Source organism: Streptomyces sp. NPDC096012, from assembly GCF_040426375.1.
GTDB lineage: Bacteria > Actinomycetota > Actinomycetes > Streptomycetales > Streptomycetaceae > Streptomyces.
The window spans coordinates 19,157-38,908 of sequence record NZ_JBEOTD010000037.1 but is presented as its reverse complement, the minus strand read 5'-3'; the positions used below and the strand labels follow the sequence as shown (position 1 = coordinate 38,908).

The window sequence follows — 19,752 nt, the reverse complement described above, 5'->3', positions numbered from 1 at the left end:
GCCGAGCGAGCGGAGGGCCGGGCGGGGCGAGCGCCGGAGGTGGCCGCCGGGTCGGTCGCGGGGTTCGTCGCGGAGGAACCCGCTGCCCGGGTGGTGGAGTCCGGGGCGGAGGAAGTCACCGCTCTCGACGCGGAGTCCGGGGCCGACGGGTCCGCCGCGCCGGATGCGGTGGGGGCCACGGGACCCGTCTCGCCGGAGCTCGCCGGAGCCCTTCCGGAGGAGCTCCTGGCGTTCGGCTCACCGGGGTTCGCCGGGACCGCCGGGCTCGTGCCGGGCGAGGTCACCGCACTGGACTCGCCGGAGTTCGCCGGGACCGCCGAGCTCGTACCAGGCGAGGTCACCGCACTGGACTCGCCGGAGTTCGCCGGGACCGCCGCGTTCATGCCAGGCGAGGTCGCCGCACCGGGCTCGCCGGGGTTCGCCGGGGCCGCCGAGCTCGTACCAGGCGAGGTCGCCGCACCGGACTCGCCGGAGTTCGCCGGGGCCGCCGAGCTCGTACCAGGCGAGGTCGCCGCACCGGACTCGCCGGAGTTCGCCGGGGGCGCCGGGTTCGTGCCGGGCGAGGTGGACGTATTCGGCTCGGTGGGGTTCACGGGGTCCGTTCCGGAGGGGTTCGTGGGGTTCGAAGACGTCATGGCCGTCGGATCCTCACTGTTCGTCGTGGTCGGGGCCGCCGTACGCGGCGTCTTCGAGTTCGCGCAGCACCTGTTCCTCCACCAGTTCCGCCAGGGCGGCGACGGTGCGGGAGACCAGGACGTCGCGGGGGGTGAGCGTGACGCCGAACGCGTCGTTGGCGCGGGAGGCGATGAGCAGGGCGCGCATCGAGTCGCCGCCCAGCGCCAGGTAGTCGTCCTCGGCGCCCACGGCCGTGCGGAGGGTCTCCTCCCAGATGTCCGCCAGAACCTCCTCCGTCGGCGTGCGCGGTGCCACGTACTCGGCCCGCGCCTGCTCGACGACCGGTTCCGGCGCGGGCAGGGCAGCACGATCGGTCTTGCCGTTCTCGGTGAGCGGGAAGCGGTCGAGCGCCACGAACGCCGTGGGAACCATGTGGCCCGGCAGCGAACGGGCGGCCAGCGCACGCAGTTCGGCGCCGGCCGGCGGCTGTGCGCCGGGCGCCGTGAGCAGGTGGGCGACCAGGCGCGGCAGGCCCGGTTCGTCCTCGCGCACGCTCACCACCGCGTCCAGCACCGCGGGGTGGCGCACCAGGGTGGCCTCGACCTCCCCGGCCTCGATGCGGTGGCCGCGCAGTTTGAGCTGGTGGTCGGTGCGGCCCAGGTAGTGCAGCTCGCCGTGGGCGTCGCGGCGCACCAGGTCGCCGGTGCGGTACATGCGGGTGCCGGGCGGCCCGAACGGGTCGGCCGTGAACCGGGCCGCCGTCAGGCCCGGGCGGCCCAGGTAGCCGCGGGCCAGGGCCGGCCCGCTGAGCCAGAGTTCACCGGGTACCCCGTCGGGGACCGGCCGCAGCCGGGCGTCGAGGACGTAGGCGCCGGTCGCGGGCAGCGGGCGGCCGATGGGCGGCGCGCCGCCGTCCGGTTCCAGGGGTGCGGACCAGGTGGCCACGACGGTCGCCTCGGTGGGCCCGTAGGAGTTGACCATGCGGTGGTGGGGGGCCCAGCGGGCGACCAGTTCGGCCCCGCACGCGTCGGCGCCGACGATGACCGTCTTGAGGTCCGGCAGGGTGCCCGGGGTGCCGGGCGGCAGGGTGGCGAGGGCGGCCGGCGGCAGCAGGGTGTGGGTGATGCGCTCGGACCGCAGCACGTCGGCCAGTGCGGCGCCGAGGAGGGGGCCGGGCGCGGGTACCACCAGGCGGGCGCCGTGCGGCAGGGACGCGCACAGTTCCAGCACGGAGGCGTCGAAGCTGGGCGTGGCGAAGGCCAGCACCCGGTCCCCCGGGGCCACTTGGTAGTGGGCGGCCTCGGCGGCGGAGAACGCGGCGAGACCGCGGTGGGTGACGACGACGCCCTTGGGGGTGCCGGTGGAGCCGGAGGTGTAGATGACGTAGGCCGGGTCGTCCGGGTCGAGCGGGCGGGTCCGGTCGGTATCGGTGGGCCGGTGCCCGGGGGCGCTGTCCCCGGGTGCGGTCAGCAGGTCAGCGATCTCCTTGCCGTCGAGGGTGAGGGCGGGGGCGGCGTCCCGCAGCATGAGCGCGATGCGCTCCTCCGGGTAGGCGGGGTCGACCGGCAGGAAGGCGGCGCCCGACTTCGCCACCGCGAGCTGCGCGAGCACCATGTCCGCCGAGCGTGGCAGCAGCAGCGCGACGAGGGTGCCGGGCCCGGCGCCCCGGGCGATGAGCCGGTGCGCCAGGCGGTTGGCCTGCTCGTCGGTCTCCGCGAAGGACAGCAGCCGGCCGGGGTCCGCGAGCGCCGGTGCGCCGGGCCACCGGTCCACGGCGGCCTCCACGAGGGCGGGCAGGGTGACCGGGAGCACCGGGCCGAGGTCGGGGCGGGCCGGTCCGCGGAGCAGCCGGGCCCGGTCGGCGGGCGGCAGGACGTCGAGGTCGTCCAGGCGCGCCGTGCCGTCCGAGCCGGCCAGCGCCCGCAGGGTGTGCAGCAGCTGCCGGGCCAGGGAGCCGGCCGTGACCGCGTCGAAGCACCGGGGATCGTAGCCGAGTTCGACGGCGAGCCGGTCTCCGGGTGAGACGACCACGGTGAGGGGGTAGTTGGTGGCCTCCCGGGCGTCCAGTTCCCGCAGCGTGAGACCGTGCGCGCCGGCCGTGGCGTCGCCGACCGGGTAGTTCTCGAACACCACCAGGCTGTCGAACAGGGCGGTGCCCGGGGGTACGGCGCTGAGCGCGTGCAGTTCGTTGAGCGGCATGTGGTCGAAGCGGCGGTCCTCGGCGCTCGCGTCCTGGAGGCCGCGCAGCCAGGTGCCGCAGGGCGCGCAGCCGTCGACGGTGACGCGGGCGGGCAGGGTGGTGATGAACAGCCCGGTGATCGTGTCGGCGCCGGGCAGGTCGGCGGGCCGCCCGGAGACGGTGGTGCCGAAGCACACCTCGCGTTCCCCGCTCCAGCGCGCCAGCAGCAGCGCCCAGGCCCCCTGGACCAGGGAGCTGAGGGTGAGCCGGTGGCGGCGGGCGAAGTCCTGGAGCGCCCGGGTGGTGGCGGTGTCGAGCCGCTGGGACAGCCAGGTGCCGGAGCGGGCGGTGCCGCCCGGGGCGGGCCGGCGGTCGTAGGGCAGCGGGGTCGGGGTGGTCAGGCCGGCCAGGACACCGCGCCAGTGCTGCTCCGCCCGGCCGGTGTCCCGGGCGGCGAGCCAGGCCGCGTAGTCCGCGAACGGCCTGCGCTCGGGCAGCCGGGGCCGCTCGCCGCGGGCGAGCGCGGCGTGTGCCGCCAGGACGTCGGACAGCACGTGGAAGACGCTCCATCCGTCGAGCAGGACGTGGTGGAAGGTCCACACCACGCGCACCGCGCCGGTCCCGAGGCGGACCAGGGCGAGCCGCATGAGGGGGGCGCGGTCCAGGTCGATGCCCCGGGCCCGCTCCTCGGCGAGCAGCCGTTCCAGTTCGGTGGCCAGCCGGTCGGCCGGCAGGCCGCTCCAGTCGTGCTCGGTGACGGGCAGCGACACGGTGCGGTGGACGAGTTGCAGGGGCAGCGGCACGTCGTGCAGGGCGACGGAGGTGCGCAGGACGGGCGTGCGGTCGACGACGTGCTGCCAGGCGGCGGCCTGGGTACGGGTGTCGCCGGCGCCGTCCACCTCGAAGGTGATCTGCTCGACGTAGAGGCCGTGGGCGGCGTCGTCCAGGCCGTGCACGACCATGCCGGTCTGGGTGGGGGTGAGCGGGTACACGTCCTGGACGTCGGCTCCGGTGCCGGCGAGCCGGTCGACGGCCGCCTGGTCCAGCGGGGCGAGCGGGAAGTCGGACGGGGTGCGGCCGCCGGCCCCGGGCTCGGCGCAGTGCCGGACGATGGCGCGCAGTTCGCCGGTGAGTTCGGCGGCGAGCCGGGCGACGGTCTCGCGCCGGTGCACCTCGCGCGAGTAGGACCAGGTGAACCGCAGTTCCCCGCCGGTCACCCGGCCGAGGACGTCGAGCAGGTGCGGGCGGTCGGCCGCGCGGTCCATGCCGCCGGTGAGTGCGTCGTGGGGCGCCAGCACCAGGCCGCCGGGCGAGGTGCCGCCGTCCTGCCGGCCCAGGTAGTTGAAGCAGACCTGGGGCAGGCCGGGCAGGTCCGGGCGGTCCGTGGGGTGCAGGAAGCGCAGGGCGCCGTAGCCGAGCCCGCCGTGCGGTACGGCGCGCAGGTTCTCCTTGACGGCCTTCAGGACGGTGCCGGTGTCCGCGTCCCGCGGCACGTCCAGGGCGACCGGGTGGAGGGTGGTGAACCAGCCGACGGTGCGGGTGAGGTCGACGTCGCCGAAGAGGTCGTCGCGGCCGTGCCCCTCCAGGGTCACCGCCACCCGGTCCCGGCCGGTCCAGCGGGCCAGGACCCGGCCGAGCGCGCACAGCAGCACGTCGTTGACGCGGGTGCGGTACACGTCGGGTACGTCCTGCAGCAGCCGGCGGGTGTCCTCGGCGTCGAGGCCCGCCGTCACGCTCTCCTCCACGGCGGTGGTGTTCGCCCCGCCGGTGTGGTCCGCCGGCAGGGAGACGTCGGCGTCGAAGTCCCGCCAGTGGGCGCGTTCGCCGTCGAAGCCGCCGGCCTCGGTGTGGGCGGCGAGGCGCCGGGCCCAGGTGGCGAACGAGGTGCTCCGGGGGCCGAGGTCCGGCCGGTTCCCGGCCCGCAGGGCCTGGTAGGCGGTGTCCAGGTCCTCCAGCACCAGCCGCCAGGACACCGCGTCCACGACGAGGTGGTGGGCGGCGAGCACCAGCACCGGGCGGGCGCCGTCGCCGGGGTGGCACAGCGCGGCCCGCAGCAGCGGCCCGGACGCCAGGTCGAAGCCCGTGGCGAGGGCTTCGGCCACCTCGCGCGGGCCGGTGGTGCGGTGCACCTCGAGCCGCGGCGGCGGCGCGTCCCCGGGCGCCGTGCAGTGCTGCCGCCAGACTCCGTCTCCGGTCCGCTCGAAGCGCAGCCGCAGCGCGTCGTGGTGGTCGGTCACGGCGGCCAGGGCGGCCCCCAGCAGCGCCTCGTCGGTGTCGGCCGCCAGCTCGTAGGAGACGGCCTGGCTGAAGTGGGCGGGGTCGCCGGTGAGGGTGTCGAGGAGCCAGTGCTGTACGGGGGTGAGCGGCACGTCGCCGGTCACCGGCCCCTGTTCGGCGGGGGCGTGCGCCGGGGTGGGCGACTCCTCGGCCGCGGCGGCGAGTTCGGCGAGGCTCTGGTGGGTGAACAGGTGCCGTGGCGTCAGGACGAGACCGGCCCGGCGGGCGGCCGAGACGATCTGGATGCCGAGGACGGAATCACCGCCGAGGGTGAAGTAGTTGTCGTCGGCGCCGACTTCGGGCACGCCGAGCACCTCGGACCAGATCGCCGCGAGGGTGCGCTCGGCCGCGGTGCCGGGGGGACGGCCGCCGCCGGCCGCCGGGGCCGCCCACACGGGTTCGGGCAGCGCCCGCCGGTCCAGCTTGCCGGTGGCGCCGAGCGGCAGCCGCTCCAGCGGTACGACCAGGGCGGGGACCAGATGGTCGGGGAGGCTGCGGCCGAGGAAGGCGCGCAGCTCGGCCGGGTCCGGCAGGGCCGCGTCCCGGGGTACCGCGTAGCCGACCAGCCGGCGGTGGCCGTCGTGCTCCACCACCCGGGCCGCGGCGGCCACCACCGCCGGGTGCCGGGCCAGCGCGGCCTCCACCTCGCCGAGTTCGATGCGGAAGCCGCGGACCTTGACCTGGTCGTCGCCGCGGCCGAGGTACACGAGGTCGCCGTCGGCCGTCCAGCGCACCAGGTCACCGGTGCGGTACATGCGGTCGCCGGGGGCGGCGAAGGGGTCGGGCACGAAGCGGGACGCGGTCAGGCCGGGCCGGCGCAGGTAGCCGCGCGCCACACCGGTGCCGCCCAGGTACAGCTCGCCGGGCGCGCCGACGGGCACCGGGCGCATCCGGTCGTCCAGGACGTAGGCGCGGGCACCGCCGGCCGGCCGGCCGATCGGCGGGTCGCGGTCGGGGTCGGCGGGGTCGCAGGTGAAGGCGGTGGCGTAGACGGTGGCCTCGGTGGGCCCGTAGATGTTGCGTACCTGGCAGCCGGGGACGGCCGCGCGGACCCGGCGGACCGTCCGGGCGGGCAGCCCCTCGCCCGCGAGCACCACGGTGTCCGCCGTGACGTGCACGGTGTCCTCGGCCAGCAGCCGGTCCAGCGCGGAGGGAACCGCGCTGAGCAGTCCGGCGCGCCACGGCCCGGGGCGTTCGGCCAGGGCCAGCAGGTCGCGGACCACCTCCACACAGCCGCCGGACAGCAGCGGCGAGAAGATCTCGAAGACGGACACGTCGAAGTTGAGCGAGGTGGACGCCACGACGTGCTCCAGGCCCCGCCCGCTGAACTCGGCCGCGGCCCAGTCGGTGAGGGCCAGCACCGACGCGTGGCTGACGACGACCCCCTTGGGGCGGCCGGTGGAGCCGGAGGTGTGGATGACGTAGGCGGGATGGTCCGGGAGCAGGGTGGCGTGCGGCCCGTCCGGCCGGTCCCGCTCGTCGGCGCCGGTCGGGACGGCCGGCGCGGTGGCCCGGTCACGGGCGCGCCCGAAGTCGGAGTCGGGGCCGGAGTCGGAGCCGAGGTCGGAGCCGGAGCCGAGGTCGGAGCCGGAGCCGAGGTCGGAGCCGAGGTCGTCCAGCAGGATCCGGGTGAACGGGCCCTCGGGCAGCCCGGCCGCGGTGCCGGAGGTGGTGATCACGGCGTCGGGGCGTACGTCGTCGAAGAGGAACGCGATGCGCTCGGCCGGGTACCGGGGGTCCACCGGTAGGTAGGCGGCGCCGCTCTTGAGGACCGCCCAGAGCGCCACGACCAGGTCGGCGGTGCGGGGCAGGGCGAGCGCGACGAAGCGCTCCGGTCCCGCTCCGGCGGCGCGGAGCAGCCGGGCGAGCCGGCCGGAGCGCTCGTCGAGTGCGCGATAGGTGAGGCGCTCCTCACCGGCGATGACGGCCGGGGCGTCGGGAGTGCGCGCCACCTGCCGCCGGAACGCCTCGGGCAGGGTGTCGTGCGGCGCCCGGACGCTCGCTCCGGCGAACCGGCCGAGCACCTCCCGCGCCGCGCCGTGCTCCTGGAGCGGGAGGCCGGCCAGGGTGCGGTCCGGGTCGGCGGCCATTTCCGTCAGCAGCGTGCGCAGGCTCCGCCCGATCCCTTCCACGGTGGCCGCGTCGAAGGCGGCCGGGTCGTAGTCGAGGTTCACGGCCAGGGCGTCCCCGGGGGCGACGACCACGCTGAGCGGGTAGTTGGTGGGTTCGAGGTCCCGTTCGGTCTCCATGGCCAGCCCGTGCCGGGCGAGCGCACCCTCGTCGAAGGGGTAGTTCTCGAAGACCACGATGGAGTCGAACAGCCGGGTGCCGCCGGGCACTTCGCTCCACGTCTGCACCTGGGCCAGCGACACGAAGTCGTGGCGGCGGGCCTCGGACTGGGCGGCCTGCAGTTCGCGCAGCCAGTCCAGCAGCGGGCGCCGCCCGTCGACGCGGGCCCGGGTGGGCAGGGTGTTGATGAACAGGCCGACCATCGCGGTCACGCCCGGCAGTTCGGCGGGCCGGCCGGAGACGGTCGTACCGAACACGACGTCGTCACCGCCGCCGTAGCGGGACAGCAGCAGCGCCCACGCGCCCTGCAGGACGGTGTTGAGGGTCAGGCCCGCCCGCTGGGCCGTCTCCCGCAGCCGCGCCGAGACGGTGGCGTCGAGGGTCACCCGGACCGTTCCGGACGAGGAGCCGCTGTGGGCGCCGGCCGCCTGCCGGTCCCTCGGCAGCGCGGTCGGCGCGGGGAACCCGGCGAGGGTCTCGCGCCAGTGCCGTTCGGCCGCGGCGGTGTCCTGCCCGGCCAGCCAGCGCAGGTAGTCGGCGAAGGGCCGGCGCTCGGCCGGCTGCGCGCGGCGTCCCGAGACCAGCGCCGCATACCGTTCGCACACCTCGTCGAAGACCTGGGCCGCGCTCCAGCCGTCGAGCAGCACGTGGTGGAAGGTCCACACCAGGCGTACCCGGTCCGGTGCGAGGCGGATGAGGGCCAGCCGCATCAGCGGCGCCGCCGCCAGGTCGATGCCCGACTCCCGGTCCTCGGCGAGCAGCCGGTCCAGTGCGGCCGCGCCCCGGTCGGCGGGCCACCCGGTCCAGTCGTGGTGGGTGACGGGCACGGTGACCCGGTGCCGTACGACCTGGACCGGTTCGGGGGTCTCCCGCCACACCAGGTGGGTGCGCAGGACCGGGTTGGCGTCGGCGGTGCGCTGCCACGCCTCGGCGAGGGCGTGCGGGTCGGTGACGCCGGACAGCACCAGCTGCACCTGGTTGACGTAGGCGGGGCCGCCCGGCTCGAGCAGGCTGTGGAAGAGCATCCCCGCCTGCATCGGCGTCAGCGGGAGGATGTCGGCGACGTCGCGGCCGTCCCCGGCGATGCGGTCCACGGCCGTCTGGTCGAGGCGGGCCAGCGGGAAGTCCGACGGGGTGCGGCCGCCGGCCCCGGGGCGGGCGCAGTGCGCGACGATGTCCTCCAGCGCCCGCAGCATGCCCTCGGCGAGGCCGGTGACGGTCTCCTCGCGGTGCCGTCCGCGGCTGTGGTACCAGGTGATCTCCAGCCGGCCGTCCTCCACGCGGGCCACGACGTCCAGCAGGTGGGCCCGTTCGGTGCCGGGCGCCTCCGCGCCGCCGAGGCCGCCGGGCACCGCGCCGACCAGGGCGGCGCCGTCGGCGGTCCAGTCGAACCGGCCCAGGTAGTTGAAGCTGATGCCGGGAGCCGGGGCCGCCGCGATCCGTTCGTCGCGTGCGAGGTGGCGCAGGGCGCCGTGGCCGATGCCGCGGTCCGGTACGGCGCGCAACTGCTCCTTCACCGCCTTCAGCGCGGTCCCCCACCCGCCTGCGGGGACCTGGAGGGCGACGGGGAAGAGCGAGGTGAACCAGCCGACCGTGCGGGACAGGTCGACGTCCTCGAACATCCGGTCCTCGCGGCCGTGTCCCTCCAGGCCCACGGCGACGGTGTCGCGTCCGGTCCAGTCGGCGAGCACCCGGCCCAGCGCGGTGAGCAGCACGTCGTCGATGCGGGTGCGGTACACGCCGGGGACCGTGCGCAGGAGGTGGTCGGTGCGCTCCCGGTCCAGCCGGACGGTGACCTCGCGGACGTCGGCGCTGGTGTTGCCGCCGTCGCCGTCCACCGGCAGCGGCGCCGCGCAGTGCCGGGCGGTGGCCTCCCAGTAGGCGCGCTGTGCCGCGAAGCCGCCGCCGGCGGTGCGGGCGCGCAGCCGGCCGGCCCATTCCCGGACGGAGGTGGTGCGGTCCGGCAGCTGCACCGGCTCCCCCGCCGCGGCCTGCCGGTAGGCGGTCTCCAGGTCCTCCAGCAGGATCCGCCAGGACACGCCGTCGACGACCAGGTGGTGGACGGCGAGCAGCAGCCGGTCCGGCCGGGGGCCGTCGGTGGTGAACAGCCGGGCGGTGAGCAGCGGGCCCTCGTCGAGGCGGAGACCGGCGTGGGCCTGCGCCGTGATGCCGGCCTCGGCCTCCTCGGCGGTCGCGGCGTCGAGCGGGCAGACCTCGAGCAGCGGGGGCACGGGGGCGTCCGCGGGGGTGACGTCCTGGCGCCAGGTCCGGTCGTCCTGGAGGACGAAGCGCGAGCGCAGGGCGTCGTGGTGGGTCCACAGGGCGGCGAGCGCCCGGCACAGGGCGTCCGGGTCGACGGTGCCGGGCGCCTCGACGACGACCGACTGGTTGAAGAAGGCGGCCTGCGGCGGCCGGGGGTCGAGGAACCAGTGCTGGATGGGGGTCAGCGCGACCTCGCCGGCGACCGGTCCGGTGCCGGCGACGGACGCGGTGGTGCCGCCCGCGGCCGCCAGTTCGGCCACCGTGGGACGGCGGAAGAGATCGCGGGGTGTGAGATCGAGGCCCGCCGCGCGGGCGCGGGAGACGACCTGGATGCTGAGGATGGAGTCGCCGCCCAGCATGAAGAAGTTGTCGTCGACGCCGACGCGTTCCACGCCGAGCAGTTCGGCCCAGATCCCGGCGAGGACGCGCTCGGCGTCGGTGCGCGGGGCGCGGTGGGCGCGGTCGCCGCCGGCCGCCGACCAGTCGGGGTCGGGCAGTTGGCGCCGGTCGACCTTGCCGTTGGCGGTCAGCGGCAGTCCCGGCACGGTGACGAACGCGGCGGGCAGCATGTAGTCGGGCAGGCCGGCCGCCAGATGGGTGCGCAGCTCGGCGCCGGAGGGCACGGCGGCGCCGTCGGCCGCCACGAGGTGGGCCGCGAGGCGTTTGCGCCCGCCGTCCTCGTACAGGGACACGACGGCCTCGGCGACGGCGGGGTGGGCGGTCAGCCGGGCCTCTATCTCGGCGGGTTCGACGCGGAAGCCGCGGATCTTGATCTGGTCGTCGGCACGGCCCACGAAGTGCAGCTCGCCGTCGGCGCTCCAGCGCACGACGTCGCCGGTGCGGTACATCCGGCCGCCGGGCGGCCCGAACGGGTCGGCCACGTAGCGGGCGGCGCTCGCCCCCGGCCGCCCCGCGTAGCCGCGGGCCACGCCGGCCCCGGCGATGAACAACTCGCCCGGAACGCCGGGTGGCTGGGGCTGGAGTGCGGCGTCCAGGACGTACACGCGGGTGTTGTCCAGCGGCCGTCCGATGGGCAGCACGGCGGGCAGCGGGTCGCCGGAGCGGAAGACGCGCCGGGTGGCGAAGGTGGTGGTCTCGGTCGGGCCGTAGCCGTCGACCACGGTGAGGCCGGGGCAGGCGTCCAGGACACGGCGTACGACCGCTCCGGGCACGGCCTCGCCGCCCGTCCACACCTCGCGCGCGCCGCGCAGGCAGGTGGGGTCCTCCTGGGCGAGGAGCCGGAACAGGCCCGCGGTCAGCCACAGGCAGCCGACCCGGCGTTCGGTGACGGCGTGCCGGACGGCGGCGGCGTCCAGGTCGGCCGGCGGTGCCAGGACCGCCGTGCCGCCGCGCAGCAGCGGCACCCACACCTCGTACGTGGCCGCGTCGAAGGCGTGCGGGGAGTGTACGAGGACCCGGTCGTGGCCGGTGAAGGCTCGGTCGAGGGCGAGCGCGGCGACGTCCCGCTGGCGTACCGCGACTCCCTTGGGCACTCCGGTGGAGCCGGAGGTGAACATCAGGTACTGGACGTTGTCGGGATGGACCGCCCGGTCCCCCGGCGATCCGGCGCCCACCGCGACCGCGTCGCCGGACGCCGCGGCCCCGCCGGCCGGCCGCGAACCCCCGCTGCGGGACACCGAGGCGTCACCGGCCGCTCCCGGACTCCCGCTGCGGGACGCCGAAGCATCGCCGGCCGGTCCCGAACCACCATCGCCGGAAGCAGACGCGTCGTCAGCCGCTCCCGAACCCCCGTCGCGGGAAGCGGACGCGTCGTCAGCCGGTCCCGAACCGCCACCACCCGACGGCACCGCGCTGTCGTCCAGCCGCAGGATGCCGTCGGCGGGCAGCAGCTGTCCGGCACTCTCCTGCCACGCGGTGTCGGTGAGCAGCAGGTCGGCTCCGGCCTCGGCCAGCATCCGGCGCAGCCGTTCGCGGGGTGCCCTGCCGTCCAGGGGGACGTACACCCCGCCGGTGCGCACCAGCGCCAGCTGGGCGACGACCAGCTGTACGGAGCGGTCCATCAGCACGCCCACCGGGCGTTCGGCCCGCACCCCGAGGCCCGCGAGGCGGTGCGCCAACGCGGAGGCCGCCGCGTCGAGTTCGCGGTAGGTGACGCGCCGGTCGCCGGCCTCCAGGGCCACGGCGTCGGGTGTGCGCCGGACCTGTGCGGCGAAGAGGTCCGCGACGGTGGCCTCGGGGAGGCCGGTCGCGGTGTCGTTCCACTCGCGCAGCACCTGCTCGCGGCGCTCGGGCGTCAGCAACGGCAGCCGCGCGGGCGGCCGTTCGGCTCCCGTCACCATGCCGTGCAGCAGGACGCCGAGGTACTCGGCCAGCCGCTGGACGGTCGTGGCGTCGAACAGCTCCGGGTCGTAGCCCAGCCGGAGCGCCAGCCGGGCACCCGGGTAGGCGACGAGGCTCAGCGGGTAGTTGGTGGTCTCGATGCCGTCGAGGCCGCTCAGGCCCAGCCCGTGGGCGGCGGCCGGGCGGTCGTCCACCGGGTAGTTCTCGAAGACGACGATGCTGTCGAACAGGGTGACGCGTTCCGGGAGTCCGGTGAGCGCCCGCATCCGGGTGAGCGGCACGTGGTCGAAGCGCCGGTCCTCGCTCTGGTCGTGCTGGAGGCGGCGGAGCCAGTCGCGCAGGGTGCCGCCGGCGGGGACGGTGACGCGGGTGGGCAGGGTGGCGATGAACAGACCGGTCATGGAGTCGGCGCCGGGCAGCTCGGGCGGCCGCCCGGACACGGTGGTGCCGAAGACCACCTCGTCCCGGCCCGCCTGCCGGGCCAGCAGCAGCGCCCAGGCGCCCTGGACGAGGGTGTTCAGGGTGACCCCGCAGCTGCGGGCGAGTTCCTCCAGCGCGCGGGTCCGGTCGTCGGGCAGCGTGACGCGCACCGCCCGGGTGGACTCGGCGCGGTGGGTCTCGCGCGGCTCGCGGTCGAAGGGCAGCGGCGTGGCCTCGGTCAGCCCGCTCAGGCGCCGGCGCCAGTGCTCCTCGGCCTCGGCCCGGTCGCGGGTGCGCAGCCAGGCCACGTAGTCCCGGTAGGGGCGGCGGTCCGGCAGGGCGTCCGGGCCGGATCCGGCGTGGGCCGCGAAGACGTCGGAGAGCACCTGGAAGAGGCTCCAGCCGTCCAGGATCAGGTGGTGGAAGGACCACACCACACGCACGGCGGTGTCCGAGACGCGGGCGAGCGCCAGCCGCTGGAGGGGGGCCCGCGCCAGGTCGATGCCGGCCGCGCGGTCCCGGTCCGTCAGCTCGTCCAGCCGGGCGGCGCGCTCGTCGTCCGTCAGTTCGCGCCAGTCGAGGTGCGTGACGGGCACGGCGGCGTGGCGCTGCACCACGAAGAGCGGTTCGGGTACGTCCTGCCAGACGACCCGGCCGCGCAGCACCGCGGTGCGGTCCGTGACCCGCTGCCAGGCGGCTTCGAGGGCCCGCGGGTCGGGGACGCCGTCCAGGACGAAGGTCAGCTGCTGGAAGTAGACGCCGCGGTCGTCCTGGGAGAGGCCGTGGAAGAGCATGCCGGCCTGGGTGGGGGTCAGCGGCAGGACGTCCTCCACCGCCGCCGGGTCCTGCCCGGCGAGCCGGTCCACGGTGGCCTGGTCCAGCGAGGTGAGCGGGAAGTCGGACGGGGTGCGCCCGGCGGCCCCCGGCCGGGCGGCGTGCCGGGCGAGGTCGGCCAGTGCGTCGGCGAACCGCCGGGCCAGCGCCGCGACCGTGTCGTGCCGGTACCGGCCGCCGGAGTAGAACCAGCTGAACTCCAGGGTGTCGCCGTCCAGCCGGCCCACGACCTCCAGCGGGTGCGGGCGTCCGGACCGCGGGTCGGCGTCCAGCTCGAGCGGCCGGACGGTGCCGCGGTACAGGCCGTCCGGCTCGTCCGACACCCCCATCCGGCCCAGGTAGTTGAAGCTGACCTGGGCCGTGGGAGTCCGCGGTGCCGGCCCGGGCGTGGCGAGATGGCGCAGCGCGTCGTGGCCGAGCCCGTGCCGGGGTACGGCCCGCAGCTGCTCCTTGACCTGCTTCAGTACGGCGTCCCAGCCGCTCTCTTCGGGGACGGCGAGGGCGACCGGGTAGCGGGTGGTGAACCAGCCGACGGTGCGGCTGAGGTCCACGTCGGCGAAGAGTTCCTCGCGGCCGTGCCCCTCGACGTCCACCACCACCCGGTCCCGGCCGCTCCAGCCGCACAGCGCCCGTCCGAGGGCGCTGAGCAGCACGTCGTTCACCTGGGTGCGGTAGGTGTCGGGCAGGGTGCGCAGCAGGACGGCGGTGTCCTTCGGGCTCAGTCGTACGGTCACCGCGCGGGCCGAGGCGTAGGTGTCGGCGCCGGTCAGGTCGGCGGGCAGCGGGGGCTCGGTGTCCGGGAGGGCCGTGTTCCAGTACTCCGTCTCGTCGGCGAAACCGCCGTCGGCGGCGTGGGCGGCCAGCCGGCGGGCCCAGTGCCGCAGTGCCGAGGATCTGGCGGGCAGCGCCGCCGCGCCGTCGCCGCCGGCGCGCCGGGCCCGGTAGGCGCGGTCGAGGTCCTCCAGCAGCAGCCGCCAGGAGACGCCGTCGACGACGAGGTGGTGCACGGCCAGGTGCAGCACGCGGGACCGGCCGGGACCGCGGTCGTGCAGCACGGCGCGCAGCAGCGGTCCCCGGGCCAGGTCGAAGGGGCCGAAGTGGGGTGTGTCGGTGTCGGGGCCGGTGTGGTGGGTCAGGGTGAGGGGGGCCGCGCGCTCGTCGATGTGCCACCGGACCGCGCCGGAACCGTCGTCGGCGGCGACGAACCGGGAGCGCAGGGCGTCGTGGTGGGCGACCACGTCGTCCAGTGCGTCCCGCAGCGCCGCGGGGTCCAGGTCGTCGGGCAGTTCGAGGGACAGCGCCTGCGCGAAGTGGGCGGCCCGGTCGGCCGCGGTGTCGAGGAGCCAGTGCTGGATGGGTGTCAGGGGCGTCGTCCCGGTGGCCTCCGCCGCTTCGGCGCCGGCCGCCGGCAGGGCGGCCGCGGCGGTCGCGCACCGGGCGAGGGCGGCCACCGTCTGGTGCTGGTAGACGTCCCGGGAGGTCAGCGCCAGGCCCTCCTGGCGGGCCCGTGCCACGACCTGGATGCTGAGGATCGAATCGCCGCCCAGCTCGAAGAAGTTGTCGTCGACGCCGACCCGCTCGACCCGCAGTACGTCGCACAGGATGGCGGCGAGGGTGCGCTCGGCCGGGGTGCGGGGCGGCACGTGCCGTACGGCGGGCACGGCCGGGCCCGGGTCGGGCAGCCGGCCGCGGTCGAGCTTGCCGTTGGGGTTGAGCGGCAGGGCGTCCAGCGGTACGACGGCCGAGGGGACCATGTAGTCGGGCAGGGTGCGGCCGAGCGCCCGGCGGACCGCCTCCGGCTCCACCCGCTCCCCGGGGGCGGGGACGACGTACCCGACCAGGCGCCGGTGCCCGTCGTTCTCGGAAGCGGTCGCCGCGGCCTCGGCCACGCCCGGGCAGCCGCGCAGCGCCTCCTCCACCTCGCCGAGTTCGATGCGGAAGCCGCGCACCTTCACCTGCTGGTCGATCCGGCCGACGTACTCCAGTTCACCGTCCGCGCTCCAGCGCGCCAGGTCCCCGGTGCGGTACATGCGGTCGCCGGGGGCGCCGAACGGATCGGCGACGAACCGGGCGGCGGTCAGGCCGGGCCGGCCCAGGTAGCCGCGGGCGAGTCCGGCGCCGCCGAGGTACAACTCGGCGGTGACTTTGAGGGGTTGCGGGCGCAGCGCACGGTCGAGGACGTAGGCCCGGGTGAGGGCGACCGGGCGGCCGATGGGCGGGGCCTGACCGGGGGTCCGGTCGCCGGCGTACCAGGCGGTGGCGTACACGGTGGCCTCGGTGGGCCCGTAGACGTTGGCGATCTCGCAGCCGGGCATGGCGGCGCGCAGGTCGCGCACGGTCTGCAGGGGCAGGGCCTCGCCGGCGAGGACGACCGTGTCCGCCGTCACCGGGGCCGCTCCGTCGGCGACCAGCCGGGAGATCACGGACGGCACGCCGCTGACGAGACCGGCACGCCGCGGGCCGCCCGGCGTGTCGGCGAGGGACGGCAGGTCCGCGACGACCTCCACGCTGCCGCCGGCGAGCAGCGGGCAGAGCAGCTCGAAGACGGAGACGTCGAAGTTGAGTGAGGTGGAGGCGATCACGTGCGCCAGCCGGTCCGGGCCGAACCGCTCCGCCGCCCAGGCGGCGAGCGCGGCGACGCTGCGGTGGGTGACGACGACGCCCTTGGGGCGGCCGGTCGAACCCGAGGTGTAGATGACGTACGCGGGGTGGTCCGGCGAGAGCGGGCGGACGCGGTCGTCGTCGCCCAGGTCGCGTTGGGCCGTCGCGGGGTCCGCGCAGACCTGCCGGGCCAGCCGGTCGCAGTCCTCCAGGAGCAGCGGCTCGCAGTCCCCGGGGAGGGCGGCGGCGGTCTCGCGGGTGGCGAGCACGAGCGTGGGGCGGGCGTCGTCGAGCATGAAGCGGACGCGTTCGGCCGGGTAGGCGGGGTCGACGGGGAGGTAGCCGGCGCCCGCCTTCAGCACCGCCCACAGCACGGGCACGAGGTCGGCGGAGCGCGGCAGGCACAGCGCGACCAGGGCCTCCGGGCCGGCGCCGCGGGCGACGAGCAGCCGGGCCAGGCGGTTGGCCCGCCGGTCGGTCTCGGCGTAGTCGAGCCGGTCGGAGCCGCAGACCACGGCGGTCCGGTCCGGGGTGCGGTCCACCTGCGCCCGGAACAGCCCGGGCAGCGTGCCGGCCCCGGTGTCGCGGACACGCCGTACGGGCGGGTTCCAGCTGTCGACCAGGGTGCGCTGCTCGTCGTCCGCGAGCATGGGCAGTTCGGTCAGCGTCCGGCTCGGTCCGTCGGCCATGCCGTCCAGCAGACGGTGCAGATGACGGCAGACGCGGGCCACGGTCGAGGCCTCGAACAGGCCGGTGTCGAACTCGGCGGTCAGCACCCAGCCGCCGTCCGTGTCCGGCGCGAACTCCAGGACCAGGTCGAAGCGGGCGGCGGGACGGGGCAGCGGGTGGGCGTCGAAGCGCAGGCCGCCCGCCTGCCGGGGCACGCCCATGGCGGTCTGCTGCACGACGAGCGCCTGGACCAGGGGGGTACGGCTCGGGTCACGGGGCGGCGCGAGTTCCTCCACCACCCGGTCGAAGGGCACCGCGTCGTGGGCGAAGGCGTCCAGCACCGTCGCGCGCATGTGCTCCACGAACCGGTCCACGGTCATCGTCTCGTCCACGTCGCCGCGCAGCACCAGGGTGTTGGCGAAGAAGCCCGCCACGTCCTCCAGGTCCGGGCGCCCCCGCCCGTTGGTGACGGTGCCGAAGGCCACGTCCCGCTGGCCGGAGTAGCGGGAGAACAGCAGCGCGGAGGCGGCGGCGAACAGGGTGAACACCGTGGTGCCCCGTCCGCCGGCCAGCTGCCGCAGCCGGTCGACCAGGTCCGCGGGGAGGTGGTGCCGGTGTGCCGCGCCGACGGCGGTGCGGACGGCGGGCCGGGGCCGGTCCGTGGGCAGTTCCAGGTGCTGGATGCCCGCCAGGTGCCGTCTCCAGTAGGCGAGGTCCTGCGCGTCCGTCCCGGTGGACCGCTGCCGCTGCTCCCACACGGCGAAGTCGGGGTACTGCACGGCCGGTGCGGGCAGCCCGTCGGGTTCGCCGGTGGCCTCCGCGTGGTACAGGGCCGCGAGTTCCCGGGTGAGGACGCCCACGGACCAGCCGTCGGTCACGATGTGGTGCTGCGCCAGGAGCAGCAGGTGGTCCTGGTCGGCGAGACGGACGAGCAGGGCGCGGGTGAGCGGGCCGGCCGCCAGGTCGAAGGGGTCGTTCAGCTCGTCGGTGAGCAGCCGCCGCGCGTTCTCGGCGCGGTGGGCCGCGGGTACGTCGCGCAGGTCGGCCGTGCGCAGCGGCAGCCGGGGCTCCGGTGCGACGCGCTGGACGCCCTGTCCGTCGACGGTGGCGAACGTGGTGCGCAGGGCGTCGTGGCGGGCGGCGAGACGCGTCAGGGACCGGCGCAGGGCGTCCGTGTCCAGCGCGCCGCTCAGCCTGAGGGACACACCGGTGTTGTATTCGGTGCCGCCGGCGGTGAGGTCGTCGAGGAACCACAGCCGCCGCTGGGCGCTGGACAGGGGGAGGCCGCCGGCGCGGGGGGCGGCCGGGATCGGCTCCGGCGGCGCGGCGGCTGACGGGTCGCCGAGCAGCGGGGCCAGGGCGGCGACGGTGCGCGCGGTGAAGACGTCCCGCATGGTCAGCCGGACGCCGAGGTCGTCCCGGATGCGGCCCAGGGCGCGGGCGGCGAGGACCGAGTCGCCGCCCAGCTCGAAGAAGTCGTCGGTGACGCCGACCGGTTCGGCGCCCAGGACGTCCGACCAGATGGCGGCCAGGTCCTGCTCCCGGGCGGTGCGCGGCGGCACGTGACCGGCCGCGGGAGCACGGTCCGGGGCGGGCAGGGCGGCCCGGTCGGTCTTGCCGTTCTCGGTGAGCGGGAACCGGTCCAGGACCACGACGGCGGACGGCACCATGTGGGCGGGCAGGGCGCCGGCCAGCGCGGTGCGCAGGGCCGCCGGGTCGGGGGCGGCTGCCGGCCCGGCGGGCGTGACGTAGCCGACGAGGCGCCGTCTGCCGGGGTCGTCCTCCCGTACGACGACCACGGCCTCGCCGACGCCGCCGGCCCGCACCAGGGCCGCCTCGATCTCGCCCGGTTCGATGCGGAAGCCGCGGATCTTCACCTGCCGGTCGAGGCGGCCGAGGAACTCCAGCTCCCCGTCGGGGGTCCGGCGGGCCCGGTCCCCCGTGCGGTAGAGGCGGCCGCCGGGCACCCCGAAGGGGTCGGCGACGAAACGGGCGGCGGTCAGTCCCGGCCGGCCCAGGTAGCCGCGGGCGACCGCGTCGCCGCCCACGAACAACTCCCCGTCCGCGCCGGGCGGTACGGGACGCATCGCGGCGTCGAGGACGTACACCCGGGTGTGCGGCAGGGCGTCGCCGATCGTCGGCGTGCCGCGGCCCGCGGTGAGCGGCCCGGTCCAGGTGGCGACGATGGTGGCCTCGGTGGGCCCGTAGGAGTTGATCATGCGGCGACCGGGTGCCCAGCGGTCCACGAGTCCGGCCGGGCAGGCCTCGGCTCCGACGATCAGTGTGCGCAGCCGGCGGGCGGTGCCCCGAGCCGGGTCGGGAAGGGTGGCCAGGGCGGCCGGCGGGATGAGGGCGTGGGTGATCCGGTGGTCGTCCAGGACGGCGCCGAGTTCGTCGCCCAGCCAGGGGCCGTGCGGCGGCACCACGAGTGTCGCGCCGGAGAGCACGGATATGCACAACTCCAGTACGGAGGCGTCGAAGCTGGGCGAGGAGAACTGCAGCACGCGGTCGCCGGGGCCCACGGCGTAACGTTCGCCGGCGGCGGCCGTGAAGCCGCCGATGCCGCGGTGGGTCACCGCCACGCCCTTGGGCGTCCCGGTGGAACCGGACGTGTAGATCACGTACGCCACGTGGTCGTCGCCGACGGCCCCGGCACCGCCGGGCCCGCCTGCGGCACCCGGCCCGTCTGCGGCACCCGGCCCGTCACCGGCACGCGGTGCGCCTCCGGCAGCGGCACCCGGTCCGTCTCCGGCACGCGGTGCGCCTCCGGCAGCGGCACCCGGTCCGTCTCCGGCACGCGGAGCGCCTCCGACACCGGGTCCGTCACCGACACGCGGAGCGCCTCCGACACCGGGTCCGTCACCGACACGCGGAGCGCCTCCGACACCGGGTCCGTCACCGACACGCGGAGCGCCTCCGGCACCGGGTCCGTCACCGACACGCGGAGCGCCTCCGACACCGGCACCCGGTCCGTTACCGGCACGCGGTGCGCCTCCATTTCCGGCACGCGGTCCGTCTCCGTCTCCGGCACGCGTGCCGATTCCCTCACCGGGCCCGCCTGTTCGGCCGGAAATGGGTCCGGCGCCTGGGGTGACCGCGGCATCCTGTGCGGCATCCGCGGTGTGCGAGGTGCCCGAGGTGTCGGCGGGGCCGGAGGTTCCCGCGGTGCCTGCGCGGCCCGAGGTCTCCACGCGGCCCGAGGTCTCCACGCGGCCCGAGGTCTCTACGCCGCCCGACGTACCCGACGTACCCGGCGTGTCCGCACCGCCCGCACCGCCCGCACCGCCCGCGACCGTCTCTGCGGA

At 76.3% G+C, this 19,752-nt stretch carries 2 protein-coding genes; both read right to left on the bottom strand.

Annotated elements, in window-relative coordinates; all coding sequences use genetic code 11:
* Positions 1-648: 648 nt before the first annotated feature.
* Complete coding sequence (locus ABVB68_RS28780) at positions 649-19,068, bottom strand: non-ribosomal peptide synthetase (RefSeq protein ID WP_353604109.1); 18,420 nt, start codon at positions 19,066-19,068, stop codon at positions 649-651.
* A complete protein-coding gene (locus ABVB68_RS28775; RefSeq protein WP_353604112.1) occupies positions 19,065-19,430 on the bottom strand; it encodes a hypothetical protein in 366 nt (121 codons plus the stop codon). The genes ABVB68_RS28780 and ABVB68_RS28775 overlap by 4 nt, the downstream gene beginning before the upstream one ends.
* Positions 19,431-19,752 lie beyond the last annotated feature (322 nt).